The following is an 18363-nucleotide window of genomic DNA, read 5'->3' on the forward strand; positions in this document are numbered from 1 at the left end:
ATTTTTTTAATTGCTAAGCTTCTTTTGACAAGCAGGGCAATAACCATAAAAATATAATTTTTGTTCTACCAGTCTGTAATCTGTGTGCTTTTTCACTTCTTCTATGAGATTTTGAAGAACAGATTCATCTAAATCTTCTACTTTGCCACAGCCCAGGCATACCAAATGAGGATGTGAGTTTGTATTAGCATCATATCGGAAACTGCCTTCTCCTACGTTTAATTCTTGAATGAGCCCTATATTTTTTAAGACTTCTAAAGTTTTATATACAGTAGCTAAACTCATTGTAGGAAAATCAGAGGCAAGCTTTTTGTATATAGTTTCTGCTGTAGGATGTTCTTTTGTATTTCTAAGCAGATTAAGTATTGCTAATCTTTGAGGTGTTACTTTAAGTCCTTTTTGTTTTAAGAGGGCAGCGGCTTCTTCCATTATATCACTCCATTTCATAAAAGATAATATTTTTCTTTTAATATTTTGTGTCTTAATTATATCTCTCTTCATTAATAATGTCAATTATTTTTGAACAAATCGACGATATGGCAATTTACAGTGATATAATGTATAATATAATTAAACACAATAAAATAAGGAGTTGAAAAGGATGCAATACAAACTAATTGCCGTGGATATGGATGATACTCTTTTAAGGCATGATAAGACTATTTCTAAAGAAAATATAAAAGCATTACATAAAGTTCGGGAAAAAGGAGTATATGTAGTAATATCTACAGGAAGGGTTTTTGCTTCCGCCTATGCCTACGCAGATATGATTGGTTTTAGAACTTACATAATTGCAAGTAATGGTGCTTTGATAAGGGACCCTAACAATAATACTATTTATGAAAGTATTTTAAACTATGACAGTATGGTAGAAATTATAAAGGTTTGTCAAAAATATAATACATATTTTCAGCTTATAAGTGACACGACAGTTTTTTCGCCAGAGATTACAAATAAATTTCAAAGATACGCTGAGTGGAATGAGCTTTTTAAAACAGAATTAAAAGTAAATGTTAAAGAGATAAAAGAGCCATTAGAAGACATAGATAAACTAAAAGACAGTGTTTTAAAAATCATAGTTTTTAATGATGATATTGAGGTATTAAAAAGCATAAGAGAAGAATTGTCAAAAAATGATTCAATCCAAATCACCAGTTCCTACATGGACAATATTGAAATTGTCAACAAAGGAGTTAGCAAAGGAAGGGCTCTTGAAATTTTGGGAGAATATTTAAGTATAAAAAAAGAAGAAATGATAGCAATAGGAGATAGTGAAAATGATATTGAAATGATCAAGTTCGCAGGGTTAGGAGTAGCAATGGAAAATGCGATTGAAGAAGTGAAAAAGGTAGCAGATTTTATAACAAAGTCTAATATGGAAGATGGTGTAAAGTACGTTATTGATAAATTTATATTAAAACAATAAAAAGAAAGGAGTATTTTTATGAAAAAAACTGTATACTTGCGCATAACCGGACATGTGCAAGGGGTGGGGCTGAGGTATTCTGTGTATCAAAAGGCAGTTTCTTTGGGAATTGCAGGTTATGCGGAAAATCTTTATGATGGCAGTGTAGAAGTTGTTGCAGAAGGGGAAGAGGAAAGTATTAAAGAATTGATAAATTTTATTAAAACAGGTTTGAGATGGGCAAAAGTAGATAATGTAGAAGAAAGATGGTCGGATTACAAAGGGGAGTATCGGGATTTCCGGATTTATTAGTTGCTCTTTTTTTTATTCAATAAAACGTTTAAATGTGATATAATAATTAAAAAATAGTTTTACTATTTTAATGAGTTAATTTATTAATAGCGATTGAGGGTGCATGAATATGAGGATGGAATTCGATTTAAAACTTCAACAAACTCAAAAACTTATAATGACTCCTGAACTAAAACAGGCTATTGAGATTTTACAATTAAATTCCTTAGAACTTAATGCTCTTATAGAACAGGAATTAGAGACTAATCCTCTTCTTGAAAAAGAAGAAGTTATCGAAGAAGATATATATGAATCTAATGATTTTACTGAGTTGGCTAAATATATACGAGAAACAGAAGAGAGAATGTATTATGATGATTCCGATGATGAAGAAATAGAAGAAGTCAATTATGAAAACTTTGTGTCCACAAAGCCTTCTTTGACTGACCACCTTTTGTTCCAACTTCACATAACCCCTGTTTCTCCTAAAATCCAGAAAATATGTGAATATATAATATTTAGTCTAAGTCCGAGTGGTTATTTGAGAGAGGATATAAAAGATATTGCGGAAATTCTGGAATGTACTGAAGAAGAGGTATTAGAAGGATTATCTATAGTTCAATCTTTTGACCCCCCAGGAATTGCAGCACGTAATTTGCAAGAATGTTTAAAACTTCAGCTTTTAGCCCAAGATAGTTACAAAGGCATTGTAAAAGAATTGGTAGACTATCATCTTGAGGAAATTGCTGAGGGGAAGTATTCATACTTAGCAAAGTTGTATAATATTTCCCTAAAAGAAGTACAACAAGCTGTAGATTTTATAAAAAAACTCAATCCTAAACCGGGAAGCAGCTTTTCTTCTACAGCAGATGTTAGATATATTGTACCAGATGTGGAGGTAATAAAAAGAGAGGGAGAGTATTTTGTTATAGTAAACGATTCAGTCACTCCTAAGCTCAAGATTAATAATTACTATCATTCTATTTTAAATAGCCATGATGAAGAAGCTAAAAAATATATAAATTCAAAACTGCAATCAGCCATGTGGCTTATAAAGAGTTTAGAAAGTAGAAAAGAAACTTTGTATAAAGTAGTTAAAGCAATAGTGGAGTTACAAAGGGATTTTCTTGACAAAGGTATCAATTACTTAAAGCCTATGACACAAAAACAAATTGCTGATATTGTAGGTATCCATGAATCTACTGTCAGCAGAGCTATAAATGGGAAATATGTTGCGACTCCAAGAGGGCTTTTTGAACTAAAATTTTTCTTTCAATCTGGAATTTCTAATAAAAATGGGAATGAATTTTCTGCTGAAACTATTAAAAATCTCATAAAAAAATTGATCGAAGAAGAAGATCCAACAAATCCTTTAAGTGACCAGAAAATAGCGGATATTTTAAAAGAAAAAATATTAATATTTCAAGAAGAACAGTGGCAAAATATAGAGAGGAATGCAACATTCCTTCTACTATCAAAAGAAGAAGATATTAAATGGGCATGTAAATGCCCATTTAGGCTATTGAAAAAGCTTTATTAATAGTATAAAATAGTTAATGTAAATACTTTTTATGAAATGTGGGACATTTATAGAATAACGGGACTTTAACCGTCCTGAAGAGGGAAATGGCATGAAAGATATTATAGCTTTACAACAAAAGATAGTACCAGAGTTAATAGATTTACTTCAAAAGAGATATACTATAATGCGAAACATATATTTTAATCAACCCATAGGGCGAAGGGCACTTTCACACCAGTTGAATATGGGGGAACGAATAATTAGAAGTGAGGTATCCTTTTTGAAGGCTCAAGGTTTGGTGGATATAAATCCGATGGGAATGACTATCACCAAAGAGGGAGAAGAATTAATTGAGAACTTGAAAGATTTTATACATGAGCTTAAAGGGCTTAACAATATTGAAAGTTTGTTAAAGGACAAGCTGGGTATTGAGAAGGTCATAGTTGTACCAGGAGATATAGAACAAGATCCTATGATAAAAAAAGAATTAGGAAAATCAGCGGCGAATTACCTAAAAACTATAATAAATTATGACAGTATTATTGCTTTAACTGGTGGTTCAACTGTGCTGGAAGTGGCTAATGGTATGCCTCAACTTTATTCCCAATCAAACATAGTAGTTGTGCCAGCCCGTGGTGGATTAGGCCGGGAAGTAGAAAAGCAGGCAAATACAATCGCTTCAATTTTAGCTAAAAAACTTGGCGGTACATACAAGATGTTGCACGTGCCGGATAATTTGGGCAAAGAGGCGGTAAAGAGTCTCATCAAAGAGCCGGATATAAAAGATGTAGTAGAAACCTTGAAAAAAGCAGATATTTTGATATTTGGAATAGGTCGCGCAGATATAATGGCAGAGAGAAGGAATTTACCACAAGATATTAGAGATTTTTTAGAAGGGAACAATGCTACAGCTGAAGCTTTAGGATATTATTTTGATAGAGAAGGAAAAGTGGTCTATGCAACGCCAAGCATTTTCTTGACTTTAGAAGACCTGAAGTTTGTTAAAAATTTAATAGCAGTATCTGGCGGAAAAGGTAAAGCAGAAGCTATTGTTTCTACTTGCAGAAGTGGCAATGTACAAGTGCTTGTCACTGATGAAGGAGCTGCATTTGAGATTTTAAAAATTGTTTAAAACACCTTTTCAGGTGTTTATAAAATAAAAATCAAGGAGGAATACATAATGGGTGTTAAAGTTGCTATCAATGGTTTTGGAAGAATTGGAAGAAATGTATTCAGAGCTGCATTTAAGAAAAATGTTGACCTTGAATTTGTAGCTATCAACGATTTAACAGATGCAAAAACATTGGCTCATCTATTAAAATACGATTCTACTTTTGGTAAATTTGAAGGAGAAGTATCTTATACGGATGATGCGTTAATTGTAAATGGCAAGGAAATTAAAATTTTCAAAGAAACTGACCCTGCAAAGCTTCCATGGGGAGAATTGGGAGTAGACATTGTAATTGAATCCACAGGAAGATTTACAAACAAAGATGATGCTATAAAGCACATCCATGCTGGAGCTAAAAAAGTTATAATTTCTGCACCTGCTAAGAATGAGGACATAACAATTGTTATGGGTGTTAATGAAAACATGTATGACCCAGCTAACCATCATGTAATTTCAAATGCTTCTTGTACAACCAACTGCTTAGCACCAATAGCTAAGGTTATTAACGACAAATTCCGCATTAAAAAAGGTATGATGACAACAGTTCACTCTTACACAAATGACCAAAGAATACTTGACTTACCTCACAGCGATTTGAGAAGAGCAAGGTCTGCGGCTATGTCAATAATACCTACTACAACAGGTGCAGCAAAGGCTATTCACTTAGTAATTCCTGAATTAAAAGGAAAAATGAATGGTTTTGCGATGAGGGTTCCAACTCCAGACGTATCTGTTGTTGACCTTGTTGCAGAAGTTGAAGTACCTGTTACAGTTGAAGAGGTTAATGCAGCATTAAAAGAAGCTTCTGAAACATATATGAAAGGCATTTTAGGTTATTCTGAAGAGCCATTAGTTTCAATGGACTATAAAGGAGACGACAGATCTTCTATAGTTGATGCACCTCTTACAATGGTAATTGAAGGAACATTAGTGAAAGTTGTTTCTTGGTATGACAATGAATGGGGTTATTCCAACAGAGTTGTTGACCTTGCAAAATATATTGCTGACAGACTCTAAGTAGTAAAGGGTCCGTGTCCTTTGTGGACCGGACCTTTAAATCCTAATATAAGGAGGTTTTTGTGATGAAAAAGACAGTGCGGGATATAGATGTGGCGGGAAAAAGAGTTTTAGTGAGAGTAGATTTTAATGTCCCTATGGATGAAAACAAAAATATAACAGATGACACTCGTATAAAAGCAGCACTTCCTACTATTGAGTATTTAATAAATCACAATGCTAAAGTAATACTGGTATCCCATTTAGGAAGACCAAAGGGCAAAGTAAATCCAGAATATTCTTTAAAACCTGTTGCAAAAAGGTTGTCAGAGCTTTTAGGCAAACAAGTCATTATGGCAGAGGATGTAATTGGAGATGATGCTAAAGCAAAAGCAGCTGCATTAAAAGAAGGAGAAGTATTGCTTTTAGAAAATGTGAGATTCCACGCAGAAGAAGAGAAAAATGACACTCAATTTGCAAAAGAGTTAGCTTCTTTAGCAGATATATATGTAAATGATGCTTTTGGCACAGCTCACAGGGCCCATGCTTCTACAGCAGGCGTTGCAGCTTATTTGCCGGCAGTATCAGGCTTTTTAATTGAAAAAGAACTTACTATTATGGGAGAAGCTTTAGAAAATCCAAAGAGACCATTTGTCGCTATATTAGGAGGAGCTAAAGTTTCTGACAAAATAGGGGTTATAACAAACCTATTAGAAAAAGTAGATAGCCTTTTAATTGGCGGTGGTATGGCTTACACCTTTATAAAAGCAAAAGGATATGAAATTGGTAAGTCGCTTTTAGAAGAGGATAAAATAGAGTTAGCTAAAGAATTAATGGAGAAGGCTAAGCAAAAAGGTGTTAATTTGATGCTTCCTGTTGATACAGTTATTGCTAAAGAATTGAAATCAGGCGTACCTTATGAAGTAGTCGATATAGACAAAATGCCTCAAGACCAAATAGGAGTAGACATTGGACCTAAGACTATTGAAGAATACTCAAAAGTGATAAAACACGCCATGACAGTAGTGTGGAATGGGCCTATGGGAGTTTTTGAAATTCCTGAGTTTGCAAAAGGTACAGAGGCTATTGCGAAAGCTTTGAGTGAATGCAAAGGTATTACTATAGTAGGCGGTGGTGATTCTGCAGCTGCTATAGAGCAATTAGGATATGCGGATAAAGTCACTCATATTTCTACTGGAGGAGGAGCTTCTCTAGAGTTTTTGGAAGGCAAAGTATTGCCAGGAATTGATGTTTTAAATGATAAGTAAAGGGGTGTTTGTTTTGAGAAGACCAATAATTGCAGGTAACTGGAAAATGCACATGACCCCTTCTGAAGCGGTGAAGTTAGTTGAGGAATTGATACCTCAAGTGAAAGACGCAAAAGCAGAAGTTGTAGTAATACCTCCTTTTGTGGACTTGACAGAGGTAAATAAAGTAATTCAAGGTACTAATATTCTTCTCGGAGCACAAGATATGTTTTGGGAAGAAAAGGGCGCATATACGGGGGAAATTTCACCTTTAATGCTTAAAGAGATTGGGGTGAAATATGTTGTAATAGGCCACTCTGAAAGAAGGCAGTATTTTGGTGAGACTGATGAAATGGTGAATAAAAAAGTTTTATCCGCTCTATCTCACGGCTTAAGTCCTATTGTGTGTGTAGGAGAATCTCTTTCTCAAAGAGAAGAAGGAAAAACTTTTGAAGTAGTTTTAAATCAAACTAAAGAGGCTTTAAAAGGTGTTTCCCACGATGATATTGTAAATGTAGTAATAGCTTATGAGCCAATTTGGGCTATAGGTACTGGCAAAACTGCTACAGCTAAAGATGCCAATGAAGTGATAAAAGCTATAAGGAATACTATAGCTACCATTTATGGAAAAGAAAAAGCAAGTTTAGTTAGGATACAGTATGGGGGGAGTGTAAAGCCCGAGAACATTTCTGAACTCATGGCAGAGAGCGATATAGACGGGGCTTTAGTAGGGGGAGCAAGTCTTGTAGCATCAGATTTTGCAAAGATTGTCAATTATTAAGGAGAGGATTATATGCCTGAAAAATTAACCATGCTAGTTATACTGGATGGGTTTGGACTATCAGACAAAAAAGAAGGAAATGCAGTATATCAAGCTAATACTCCAAATTTAGATTTTTACTTTAAAAACTATCCCCATACGACTCTTTCCGCCAGTGGCCTTGCAGTAGGACTTCCTGAGGGACAAATGGGAAACTCAGAAGTAGGGCACTTAAATATTGGAGCGGGAAGAATAGTATATCAAGAACTTACGAGAATTAGTAAAGATATCAAAGAAGGTACCTTTTTTAAGAAAAAAGAATTTTTAGATGCGATAGAAAATGTAAAGAAAAACAACTCAAAACTACATCTTTTTGGCCTTTTGTCAGATGGAGGGGTTCACAGCCACATAACTCATTTATTTGCTTTAATGAAATTGGCAAAAGAACATGGGTTAAAAGAAATATATATTCATGCTTTCTTAGATGGAAGAGATGTTCCACCAGCTTGTGCAAAGGAATATATAAAGCAGTTTGAAGAAGAGTCAAACAGGATTGGCATAGGAAAAATTGCAACGATTTCTGGAAGATATTATGCAATGGATAGAGACAAAAGATGGGATAGAACTAAAAAGGCTTATGATGCAATAGTGTTGGGAAAAGGTGTTTATGCTAATTCACCAATGGAAGCAATAGATATAGCTTATTCAAAAGACCAAACTGACGAGTTTGTAGAACCAACGGTAATTTTAGAAAATGGAAAGCCAGTTGCTACGGTAGAAGCGGGGGATTCTATAATATTCTTCAATTTTAGACCTGACAGAGTAAGGCAACTTACCAGAGCTTTTATTGACGAGGTATTTAACCATTTTGAAAGAGAAAAAGGGTATTTGCCTGTATTCTTTGTGTCTATGACGCAATATGATGAAACCTTTGAAAACATACATGTGGCGTATAAGCCAGAAAGACTGGAGAATACTCTTGGTGAATACTTAAGTAAAAAAGGGATTAAACAGCTTAGAATTGCAGAAACAGAAAAATACGCCCATGTGACTTTCTTCTTCAACGGTGGCGTAGAAGAGCCAAATGAAGGGGAAGAAAGAATTTTAGTTCCTTCGCCTAAAGTAGCTACTTACGACCTAAAGCCAGAAATGAGCGCTTATGAGGTTACAGATACTGTAATACCTAAGATTATGTCAGATCAATATGGCTTTATTCTTTTAAACTTTGCAAATCCTGATATGGTAGGGCATACAGGAGTTTTAAATGCTGCAATAAAAGCGATTGAAGCAATAGATGAGTGCCTTGGAAGAATAGTAAATGCTGTTCAAAGTGTAGGAGGAACAATAATTATAACAGCTGACCATGGCAATGCGGAAGAGATGATTGACCCTGTGACAAAAGAGCCACAGACAGCTCATACTACAAACCCAGTTCCATTTATTGTTATAGGTGAGGGAGATATTGATTTAAGAAAAGATGGGATACTGGCTGACATTGCTCCTACAATTTTGGACATAATGAAACTACCAGTTCCTAAAGAGATGACGGGAAAATCTTTAATCATTGGAAGAAGATAAAATTTAAAATAAAATTTAAAAAGAAAGGAGAAATTGTCATGTCATCAATAATTGATATTTTTGCAAGAGAAATACTTGACTCCCGTGGAAATCCCACAGTTGAAGTAGAGGTAGAGTTAGATAGCGGTGCCGTAGGAAGAGCTGCTGTGCCTTCAGGGGCTTCTACAGGAGCTTTTGAAGCAGTTGAGTTACGAGATGGAGATAAATCAAGATATTTGGGAAAAGGAGTGCTAAAAGCTGTTCAAAATGTCAATGACATTATTGCTCCTGAGCTAATTGGCATGGAAGCACAAGACCAAGTAGCAATTGACAAAGCGATGATTGAACTAGATGGAACTCCCAATAAGAGCAAATTAGGAGCAAATGCTATCTTAGGGGTATCTTTGGCAGTGGCAAAGGCAGCAGCTGAGGAATGTGGTTTACCTTTGTATCAATACATTGGTGGAGTAAATGCAAAAACTCTTCCTGTGCCAATGATGAACATATTAAACGGTGGAAAACACGCTGATAACAATGTAGATATACAAGAGTTTATGATAATGCCTGTTGGTGCTCCAAACTTCCGTGAAGCATTAAGAATGTGTTCAGAAGTTTATCACAATTTGAAAAACGTGTTACATTCTAAAGGGTTAAGTACAACAGTTGGTGATGAAGGAGGTTTTGCTCCCAACCTTACCTCAAATGAAGAAGCTATACAAGTCATATTGGAAGCTATAGAAAAAGCGGGATATGTGCCAGGAGAAGATATAGTATTAGCATTAGATCCTGCTTCAACAGAGCTTTATAAAGAGGATGGGAAATATCATTTTGAAGGAGAAGGAATTGTAAGAACCCCCGAAGAAATGGTAGATTTTTGGGAACAACTTGTTAACAAATATCCTATTGTCTCTATTGAAGACGGTCTTGCAGAAGAAGACTGGAATGGATGGAAACTATTGACTGAAAGATTAGGCAAGAAGATACAGCTTGTAGGAGACGACTTATTTGTAACGAATACTCAAAGACTTTCAAAAGGTATAAGCATGGGAGTAGCAAATTCAATCCTTATAAAACTCAATCAAATAGGAACTTTAACAGAAACTCTTGATGCTATTGAAATGGCAAAAAGAGCAGGATATACAGCTGTTGTGTCTCACCGCTCAGGAGAGACAGAAGATTCAACAATTGCAGACCTTGTAGTTGGAGTAAATGCAGGGCAAATTAAAACTGGAGCACCTGCAAGAACTGACAGAGTCGTAAAATACAATCAGCTTTTAAGAATTGAAGAAGCTTTAGGAAGCACAGCTCAATATCTTGGCAAAAATGCTTTTTACAATGTAAAAAAGTAATTAAAAGGGGATCCAAATGGGTTCCCTTTTTTAATAGTCTGTGTAAAATTATAAGTTAGGTAATATTGCTGACATTTTGCACAAGAGAAGCGACTTGACAGCCCGGCACTCAACCGAAAATGTTAAAAAAGGAGAATAAGAGAAAGGACCAGCCCGTTCAGTTGAGTGCCGGGAAACTTAGCGAGACCGAAAGACGGAAGCGGGGCCGAAGCCAAGGATGGCGGAGGCGGGCAACTATTAACTTTTGACACACACTTTTTAATAAAACCTCTTGATTAAGAGATACATTATGATATAATATAGTATGTGGTATTGTGTTTTTGACAGAGCAAAAATTAGAGATAAGGCGGTGTAAATATGCTAAAAACTGTACTTATGGTTATACAAATTTTGGTTAGCATTTTCTTAATAGTAGTTATACTTTTACAAAAGGGCAAAAGTGCAGGTATTTCTGGTGTAATTGCAGGAGGAGCAGAAACATTTTTTGGGAAAAATAAAGCTCGAACTATGGAGGGGACATTAGAAAGGCTTACAACTATAGCGGCGGCGTTGTTTATAATTTTGTCTATGGTATTGACTATAATGATGGCTAAATAAAAAAGACAGTGCATTTAGAAATTAAGAAACCCTTTATGGGTTTTTATTTTTACCACCATTAAAAAAGGCTAGGTGGTCAAATGAAAATTAGAGAAATTACAGAGGAATTAGAATATCAGCTGCTTTCTCCTTATGCGACAAAAAGCCGTGAAACTCGCGGCAGGGATAAAGAAGAGGAAAAATGCGATATAAGGACAGAATTTCAAAGAGATAGAGACAGGATTATTCATAGCAAAGCTTTTAGAAGATTGAGCCATAAAACACAAGTCTTTATTTCTCCAGAAGGTGACCATTATAGAACAAGGCTAACTCATACTTTAGAAGTAGCTCAGATTGCAAGAACAATTGCAAGAGCTTTGAGGTTAAACGAAGATTTGACAGAAGCTATTGCTTTAGGTCATGATTTAGGACATACTCCTTTTGGCCATTCTGGTGAGGAAGTTTTAAATAGACTTTTAAAAGATGGCTTTAGACATAATGAACAAAGCATTAGAGTGGTTGAGGTTTTAGAAAATGATGGAAAGGGTCTTAATTTGACTTGGGAAGTTAAGGATGGCATATGTAACCACTCTACCGCAGGAAATCCTCAGACTTTAGAGGGACAAGTAGTACAAATTTCTGATAAAATAGCATACATTAATCATGATATAGATGATGCAATAAGGGGAAAAGTTTTAAAGCCGGAGGATTTGCCAAAAGATTTAATAGGAATTTTGGGAGATAAGCATAGTAAGAGAATAGATACAATGGTAAAAGATGTTATAAATAATAGCTTAGGAAAGCCAAGAGTTTCAATGAGTAAAGAGATTTATGAGGCTACTTATAGCTTGAGGGATTTTTTATTCAAAAAAGTTTATATTGGGTCAAAAGCTAAAAAAGATGAGGAAAAAGCCAAAAGAGTAGTAGAGCAATTGTTTTATTACTTTTATGACAATATTGACAAGATGCCTCAAGAATTTATAAAACTTGCTGAGATTTATGGAAGAGAAAGAGCTGTTGCTGATTATATTGCTGGTATGACAGACAAATATGCTCTTTTAAAATACAAAGAGATTTTTTTGCCCAGTCCTTGGTTTGAGCAAAATATTTTTTGATTTTAATAAAAATTTAATAAAACCAAAGAAGGATTTTTAAATCTTTTGTCGAATATATATTGGTCGCTACTAATAAATTAATTTGGTAAAGAGGAATTTAACAATTTTTGTCGAATAGAATAATTAGGTGATATTGATGGCTTACTCAAGAGAAATGATTGAAAAGGTCATAGAAGCAAATGACATAGTAGATGTTATATCAGAGTATGTAGAACTAAAAAAAGCGGGAAAAGAATTTAAAGGTCTGTGTCCTTTTCATAGAGAAAAAACCCCATCTTTTATGGTCAGTCAAGAAAAACAGGTTTATCACTGTTTTGGCTGTAATGCCAGTGGAAATGTTGTTACTTTTATAATGGATATTGAAAATTTGACTTTTAAAGAAGCAATTGAATTTTTAGCAGATAGAGTGGGAATAACTCTTGAAGAAAGCCAACTAAGTGATCAGGAGTACCGAAGAAAGAAGCTTATTGACGAAATATATAAAATAAATAAATTAGCAGCTATGTATTTTTATAATAAGCTTTTTTCTGAAGAAGGTAGACAGGCTTTAGCTTATATAAGAAAAAGAGGTTTGACAGAAGCAACGATAAAAAAATTTGGAATAGGTTATTCACCACCTCAAGGAAATGGACTTTTAAATTTTTTAAAGGAAAAAGGCTATACAGAAAGTTTTCTGGTAAAGGCGGGACTTTTGTCTCAAAAAAATAACCGCTATTACGACAGGTTTAGAAATAGAGTAATGTTTCCTATTATAGATGTAAAGGGTAATGTTATAGGTTTTGGAGGCCGCTCTATTGATGATAGTTTGCCTAAATACTTAAACACTCCGGAGACAGAGGTCTTTAAAAAAGGCAAAACGCTATTTGCAATAAATTTTGCTAAAAAAACTCAACAAGACAAATTTATTATTGTAGAAGGATACATGGACGCTATTTCCTTACACCAAGCTGGAATAGATTGTGCTGTAGCATCTTTAGGAACCGCTTTGACAGGGGACCAAGCAAGACTCATAAAAAGGTATAAAGGAAATGTTGTAATTGCTTATGATGCGGATGAAGCTGGTATTAGTGCCGCATTAAGAGGACTTGACATTCTTGATGAATTGAATTTAAATATAAAAGTACTGACTATTCCTTATGGGAAAGACCCTGATGAGTTTATAAAAAAAGAAGGAGTAGAAGCATTTAATCAATTAATAGAAAATGCCGATAGTTTAATTGAGTTTAAAGCAAAGGTATATAGAAAAAATCTCGACCTTGATAACCCTCAAGATAGAATAATATATGTTAAAAAAATTGCAAAAGATATCGCAAAACTTTCTGATGAAGTGAAAAGGGAAGTCTATATTTCTTCAGTGGCTAAAGTTGCTCAAATATCTGAGAATGCAGTGAGAACAGAGGTTGCTCGTTTTGTCAATAGGGAAATTGAAAAAAATCAAAAAAATATGTATATGGCTGGCAAGATAAGGCATAATATATACAGTAGCAGTAGTAAAATATCACCAGAAAAGTACTTAATTGCATTGCTGCTGTATGATAATAATCTTTACAAAAGGGTGAAAGAAACAATTACTGCCGATATGCTGGAGAATGTTAAATTAAAGCCAATTTTTGAAGAAATAATGTCAAGGTTGGAGGATGGGAAAAAAACTCAAATAAATGATATTGTTTATTTATTACAAGACGAAAATCTCATATCTGATTTTAACGATATTATTAAAGCTTTTTACGAGAGTGAAAATATTACTGAACAAGCTATTGATGATATTATAAACAAGATTCTCATTAACAGTTTGGCAGTTAAAAGAGAAAAGATTAAAAGAGCCATCAATGAAGCTCATATGTTGGGGGATATAGATAAAGAAAGGCAACTTTTAATAGAATTACAAAATTGTGAAAAGGAGATGCTAAAGATAAAAAATGGCTAAAAAGAAAGAAACCCATAGGGAGGGGAAACCTATGAACAACGAAGAATTGTCTAAAGAAGCCATTACAGAACTTATCAATAAAGGAAAAAAACTGGGATGCTCACCTACAATGAGATAATGGATTCTTTAGAAGATATTGATTTAAATCCTGACCAAATTGAGAAGGTATATGATGCTTTTGAAGACATGGGAATTGAAATTGTTGGGGAAGAACCTCGTCAGGAAGAAATAACTGAAGAAGATTTAGACTTAGACCTTTCTCTTCCTGAAGGAATCAGTATAGATGACCCTGTGAGAATGTATTTGAAGGAGATAGGCAAGATTCCTCTTCTCACTCCTGAAGAAGAGATTGAATTGGCAAAAAGAATCGAACAAGGAGACGAAGAAGCTAAAAAAAGACTTATAGAAGCCAATTTAAGATTGGTTGTAAGCATAGCAAAAAGATACGTAGGAAGAGGAATGCTTTTCTTAGATTTGATACAAGAGGGAAATTTAGGGTTACTCAAAGCAGTTGAAAAATTTGACTATAGAAAAGGCTACAAATTCAGTACTTATGCCACATGGTGGATAAGACAGGCTATAACAAGAGCTATTGCAGACCAAGCAAGAACCATAAGAATCCCTGTACACATGGTAGAAACTATCAACAAATTGATAAGAGTTCAAAGGCAATTGCTGCAGGAATTAGGTCGCGAACCTACCCCTGAAGAGTTGGCAAAAGAGATGGGTATGCCAGAAGAAAAAGTAAGAGAGATAATGAAAATAGCGCAAGAACCTGTATCTTTAGAAACTCCTATTGGGGAAGAGGAAGACAGCCACTTAGGAGATTTTATACCCGATGAAGATGCACCAGCTCCAGCAGAAGCTGCTGCTTTTACAATGCTAAAAGAACAATTGATGGATGTTCTTGATACTCTAACGCCAAGGGAAGAGAAAGTACTAAGACTTAGGTTTGGCCTTGATGACGGCCGAGCAAGAACTTTAGAGGAAGTAGGAAAAGAATTTAATGTTACAAGAGAACGCATAAGACAAATTGAGGCAAAAGCATTAAGAAAATTGAGGCATCCCAGCAGAAGCAAAAAATTAAAAGATTTCCTTGATTAAATAAGCTTCTTGACAATGGGGCAAAAATCTGTATAATTATTATTGTATTCCTCAGTAGCTCAAGGGTAGAGCAACCGGCTGTTAACCGGTAGGTTGTAGGTTCGAATCCTACCTGAGGAGCCACTTTTTGGGCCTTTAGCTCAGCTGGCAGAGCGGTCGGCTCATAACCGATTGGTCCGGGGTTCAAATCCCTGAAGGCCCACCATTTAGAGAAAAAAGCATTTAGCTTTAAATGCTTTTTTATTTTTTTATACTTTTAGGAGGATTACATGAAACTTACAGAGCGATTAGGGAAAATTGCTGAATATATTCCTCATGGGTCAAAAGTTGCAGACATAGGTACTGACCATGGTTTTATTCCTGTTTACCTTATTGAAAACAAAATAGCTACCTATGTCGTTGCTTCAGATTTAAATAAAGGTTCCTTAAATAAAGCTGTAAAAGAAGTTCAGAAGCGAAATTTGCAATCTTTGATAGACACAAGGTTAGGGAATGGTCTTAATGTTTTATCTCCAGGGGAAGTAGACGTAGTTGTCATTGCAGGTATGGGAGGAATTTTAATTACAAAGATATTAGAGGAAGGAAAAGATACTGCAAAAACTATTAAGAAATTTATACTTCAACCTATGAGAGATTCAACATATTTGAGGAAATACTTAATAGAAAATGGATATAAAATTTGTGATGAGGAATTAGTGAAGGAAAATCAAAAATATTATGAAATAATCGTAGCAGAACATGGTAGACAAAAAGTCAAAAATGACATATATTATCAAGTAGGGGAAAAACTCATACAAAAAAAACATCCACTGTTAAAAGAATTTTTGCAGTATAAAATCGACAAAATGAAGAAAATCATAAATAAACTTCCTGAAACCAATGAAAAGCGTAAGCAATTAGAGGAAAAAGTAAAGAAATTCGAGGTGTTGATAAATGGGCTTGAAATGCCAAGTAATAGCTTCCATAATGGATAAACTTGCACCGCGTAAATTTGCTGAAGAGTGGGATAACGTGGGATTATTAATAGGAGATGGTTCTAAAGATATCTCAAAAGTTTTAGTAGCTTTGGATGCTACTTCTGAAGTAATTAAAGAAGCGGTTGACAAAAAAGTAGATATGATTGTAACTCATCATCCGTTAATTTTTAAGCCAATAAAAAATGTCAGAGCTGATAATCCAGTGGGCTCATTGTTAATACAACTTATTAAAAATGATATCTCGCTTTATGCAGCCCATACCTCTTTTGATATAGCTCCAAATGGGGTGAATGATATTTTGTGTAATGTCTTAGGAATATACGATAGGGAAGTTTTGGATGTCACTTATTCCGAAGGATATAAAAAAATTGCAGTTTATGTGCCACAAGGATATGAAGAAGTGGTAAGAAATGCTATGTGCAGTGCAGGCGCTGGTTTTGTTGGGAATTATAGTGATGCTACTTTTCAGGCGCGAGGCATTGGAACTTATAGACCTTTAGAAGGAACAAACCCATTCATTGGTGAAACAGGGAAACTAGAAAAAACAGAAGAAGTAAAGATAGAAACTATAGTACCTCAGAGATATTTAGAAAAAGTGGTAACTGCAATGCTGAATGTTCATCCCTATGAAGAGGTTGCTTATGATATTTATTCTTTGGAAAATGTTAAAGAAGAATATGGGCTTGGAAGAATTGGAATTATTTCAGAAACTACTTTGCAAGAATTAGCTTTACAAGTAAAAGCAAAACTTAAAATTAATAATTTAAGAGTGGTAGGAGACCTAAATAAAAAGATCAGAAAAGTGGCTGTATGTGGTGGAAGCGGTGCAAGTCTTATTCACAAAGCTGTTTCTAAAGGAGCGGATGTTTTAATAACAGCAGATATTGGCTATCACGATGCAGTAGAAGCCCAACACCTCGGATTGGCTTTAATTGATGCTGGACATTTTGCTACGGAGAATATTGCAGTCAGGTTTATTGCAGAATATATAATCGATGAAACTCAGAAACAGGGACACGAAATAGAAGTATTAATTAGTGAAAGTCAAAAAGATCCTTTTATGTATCTATAATTAGGTTGACAAAAACAGATATATATGATAATATATACTCGACTGATATTAGAAAAATATATATGAAATAACGCATGTGAGTAAGTCGGATGGCCGCGTGTGATTTCGCACGAGGAAAGTCCGAGCTCCACAGGGCAGGGTGCCGGGTAACACCCGGTGGAGGCGACTCCAAGGAAAGTGCAACAGAGATATACCGCCTGGCACTCAACTTGTTTAGTGCCAGGTAAGGGTGGAAAGGTGAGGTAAGAGCTCACCAGGGACCAGGCGACTGGTCTGCTCTGCAAACCCCACCTGGAGCAAGGCGAATAGGAGGGAGTAGGTGGCCCGCCGTTTCCCTCGGGTTATGCCGCTAGAGGTGTCAGGCAACTGACCCCCTAGATAGATGGCCATCCTCGACAGAACTCGGCTTATAGACTTGCTCACATGCATTTAAAATACCATGATTTTGTGGTATTTTTTATTTTTTATTTATACAAAATTAAAAAATTGTTTGGTCCATAAATTTTTGTTTGATTTAAAAGCTGTTTTTTGCTAATATTATATATGGGCAAAACTATTATAGAAGGAGAGATTCAGATGAGCATACATATTGGGGCTAAAGAAAACGAAATCGCTCAAACAGTGTTATTGCCAGGAGATCCTTTAAGGGCTAAATACATAGCAGAAAATTTTCTTGAAGATGTAAAATGTTACAATGAAGTTAGAGGAATGTATGGTTTTACAGGATATTATAAAGGGAAAAGAGTGTCAGTTCAAGGGACAGGCATGGGAGTACCTTCTTTATCTATTTATGTAAATGAGCTTATAACCAGTTACAACGTGAAAAATCTTATAAGAATAGGTACTTGTGGTTCTTTGCAGCCAGATATCAAACTCAGAGATATAGTAATTGCCATGAGCTCTTCAACAGACTCTGCAATAAATAAGATTAGATTTAATGGCATGGATTATGCTCCTACAGCAAGTTTTAAATTATTGAAAAAAGCCTATGATAAAGCAATGGAGTTAGGAATACAACCTAAAGTAGGAAATATTCTTACAACGGATACTTTTTATAATGATGACCCAGACAGTTGGAAACTATGGGCGAAGTTTGGTGTTTTGGCAGTAGAAATGGAAACTGCAGGACTATATACTTTGGCTGCTAAGTACAATGTAGATGCTCTTACAATATTGACAGTGAGCGATAGCTTGGTTACCGGAGAAGCAACGACAGCTGAAGAAAGGCAAAAGACTTTTATGGACATGGTGAAAATTGCACTAGAAATAGCTGAATAATTTTTTAAAAGAGGAT

Annotated in this window: 16 protein-coding genes, 2 tRNA genes, 1 other RNA gene and 1 pseudogene; 19 read left to right on the forward strand and 1 reads right to left on the reverse strand. The window is 35.0% G+C overall.

Annotation, left to right across the window (positions count from 1 at the left end; genetic code table 11):
• Positions 1–6 precede the first annotated feature (6 nt).
• Positions 7–429: a transcriptional regulator PerR gene (gene perR, locus THESIDRAFT1_RS07245; protein ID WP_003870205.1), complete on the reverse strand. Its 423-nt coding sequence runs from the start codon at positions 427–429 to the stop codon at positions 7–9.
• Positions 430–601: 172 nt separating this feature from the next.
• Between perR and THESIDRAFT1_RS07250 the strand changes: the two genes are divergently transcribed.
• The 19 genes and pseudogenes from THESIDRAFT1_RS07250 (at position 602) to deoD (ending at position 18347) form a co-directional block, all read left to right on the forward strand.
• Positions 602–1426 (forward strand): Cof-type HAD-IIB family hydrolase, encoded by an 825-nt coding sequence (locus THESIDRAFT1_RS07250; RefSeq protein WP_006569973.1) that lies wholly within the window; start codon positions 602–604, stop codon positions 1424–1426.
• 18 nt (positions 1427–1444) lie between these two features.
• Positions 1445–1717 (forward strand): acylphosphatase, encoded by a 273-nt coding sequence (locus THESIDRAFT1_RS07255; RefSeq protein WP_003870203.1) that lies wholly within the window; start codon positions 1445–1447, stop codon positions 1715–1717.
• Positions 1718–1826: 109 nt separating this feature from the next.
• Complete coding sequence (gene rpoN, locus THESIDRAFT1_RS07260; protein WP_006569974.1) at positions 1827–3236, forward strand: RNA polymerase factor sigma-54; 1410 nt, start codon at positions 1827–1829, stop codon at positions 3234–3236.
• 91 nt (positions 3237–3327) lie between these two features.
• Entirely contained in the window at positions 3328–4350 is a 1023-nt protein-coding gene (locus tag THESIDRAFT1_RS07265) for a sugar-binding transcriptional regulator (protein WP_006569975.1), read from the forward strand.
• Between the two features lie 48 nt (positions 4351–4398).
• The gene (gene gap / locus THESIDRAFT1_RS07270) at positions 4399–5406 is read left to right on the forward strand and encodes a type I glyceraldehyde-3-phosphate dehydrogenase (RefSeq protein WP_003870200.1); all 1008 of its coding nucleotides are present in this window, start codon (positions 4399–4401) and stop codon (positions 5404–5406) included.
• A gap of 65 nt (positions 5407–5471) precedes the next feature.
• Positions 5472–6653 (forward strand): phosphoglycerate kinase, encoded by a 1182-nt coding sequence (locus tag THESIDRAFT1_RS07275; RefSeq protein WP_006569976.1) that lies wholly within the window; start codon positions 5472–5474, stop codon positions 6651–6653.
• 13 nt (positions 6654–6666) lie between these two features.
• Positions 6667–7413 (forward strand): triose-phosphate isomerase, encoded by a 747-nt coding sequence (gene tpiA, locus THESIDRAFT1_RS07280; RefSeq protein WP_083837434.1) that lies wholly within the window; start codon positions 6667–6669, stop codon positions 7411–7413.
• A gap of 12 nt (positions 7414–7425) precedes the next feature.
• Positions 7426–8970, forward strand: coding sequence for a 2,3-bisphosphoglycerate-independent phosphoglycerate mutase (gpmI, locus tag THESIDRAFT1_RS07285; protein WP_006569978.1), 1545 nt, complete (start codon positions 7426–7428; stop codon positions 8968–8970).
• Positions 8971–9008: 38 nt separating this feature from the next.
• Positions 9009–10298 (forward strand): phosphopyruvate hydratase, encoded by a 1290-nt coding sequence (eno, locus tag THESIDRAFT1_RS07290; protein WP_003870196.1) that lies wholly within the window; start codon positions 9009–9011, stop codon positions 10296–10298.
• Positions 10299–10655: 357 nt separating this feature from the next.
• On the forward strand, positions 10656–10895 hold the full coding sequence (gene secG, locus THESIDRAFT1_RS07295) for a preprotein translocase subunit SecG (protein WP_003870195.1): 240 nt from the start codon (positions 10656–10658) through the stop codon (positions 10893–10895).
• 80 nt (positions 10896–10975) lie between these two features.
• Positions 10976–11989 (forward strand): deoxyguanosinetriphosphate triphosphohydrolase, encoded by a 1014-nt coding sequence (locus tag THESIDRAFT1_RS07300; RefSeq protein ID WP_003870194.1) that lies wholly within the window; start codon positions 10976–10978, stop codon positions 11987–11989.
• Between the two features lie 136 nt (positions 11990–12125).
• The gene (gene dnaG / locus THESIDRAFT1_RS07305; protein ID WP_003870193.1) at positions 12126–13916 is read left to right on the forward strand and encodes a DNA primase; all 1791 of its coding nucleotides are present in this window, start codon (positions 12126–12128) and stop codon (positions 13914–13916) included.
• Between the two features lie 31 nt (positions 13917–13947).
• A pseudogene (gene rpoD, locus THESIDRAFT1_RS07310) lies at positions 13948–15020 on the forward strand (RNA polymerase sigma factor RpoD).
• A gap of 48 nt (positions 15021–15068) precedes the next feature.
• Positions 15069–15143: transfer RNA gene (locus THESIDRAFT1_RS07315), tRNA-Asn, on the forward strand.
• Positions 15144–15149: 6 nt separating this feature from the next.
• Positions 15150–15225, forward strand: a tRNA-Ile gene (locus THESIDRAFT1_RS07320).
• Between the two features lie 64 nt (positions 15226–15289).
• On the forward strand, positions 15290–15994 hold the full coding sequence (locus THESIDRAFT1_RS07325) for a tRNA (adenine(22)-N(1))-methyltransferase (RefSeq protein ID WP_003870192.1): 705 nt from the start codon (positions 15290–15292) through the stop codon (positions 15992–15994).
• Positions 15954–17069, forward strand: coding sequence for a Nif3-like dinuclear metal center hexameric protein (locus THESIDRAFT1_RS07330; protein WP_003870191.1), 1116 nt, complete (start codon positions 15954–15956; stop codon positions 17067–17069). Before THESIDRAFT1_RS07325 ends, THESIDRAFT1_RS07330 begins: the two co-directional genes overlap by 41 nt.
• Before the next feature lie 77 nt (positions 17070–17146).
• Positions 17147–17495: RNase P RNA component class A (gene rnpB / locus THESIDRAFT1_RS12725), an RNA gene on the forward strand.
• Positions 17496–17645: 150 nt separating this feature from the next.
• Entirely contained in the window at positions 17646–18347 is a 702-nt protein-coding gene (gene deoD, locus THESIDRAFT1_RS07335; protein WP_003870190.1) for a purine-nucleoside phosphorylase, read from the forward strand.
• The last annotated feature ends 16 nt before the right edge of the window (positions 18348–18363 follow it).

It is taken from the genome of Thermoanaerobacter siderophilus SR4, assembly GCF_000262445.1.
Taxonomy (GTDB): domain Bacteria; phylum Bacillota; class Thermoanaerobacteria; order Thermoanaerobacterales; family Thermoanaerobacteraceae; genus Thermoanaerobacter; species Thermoanaerobacter ethanolicus.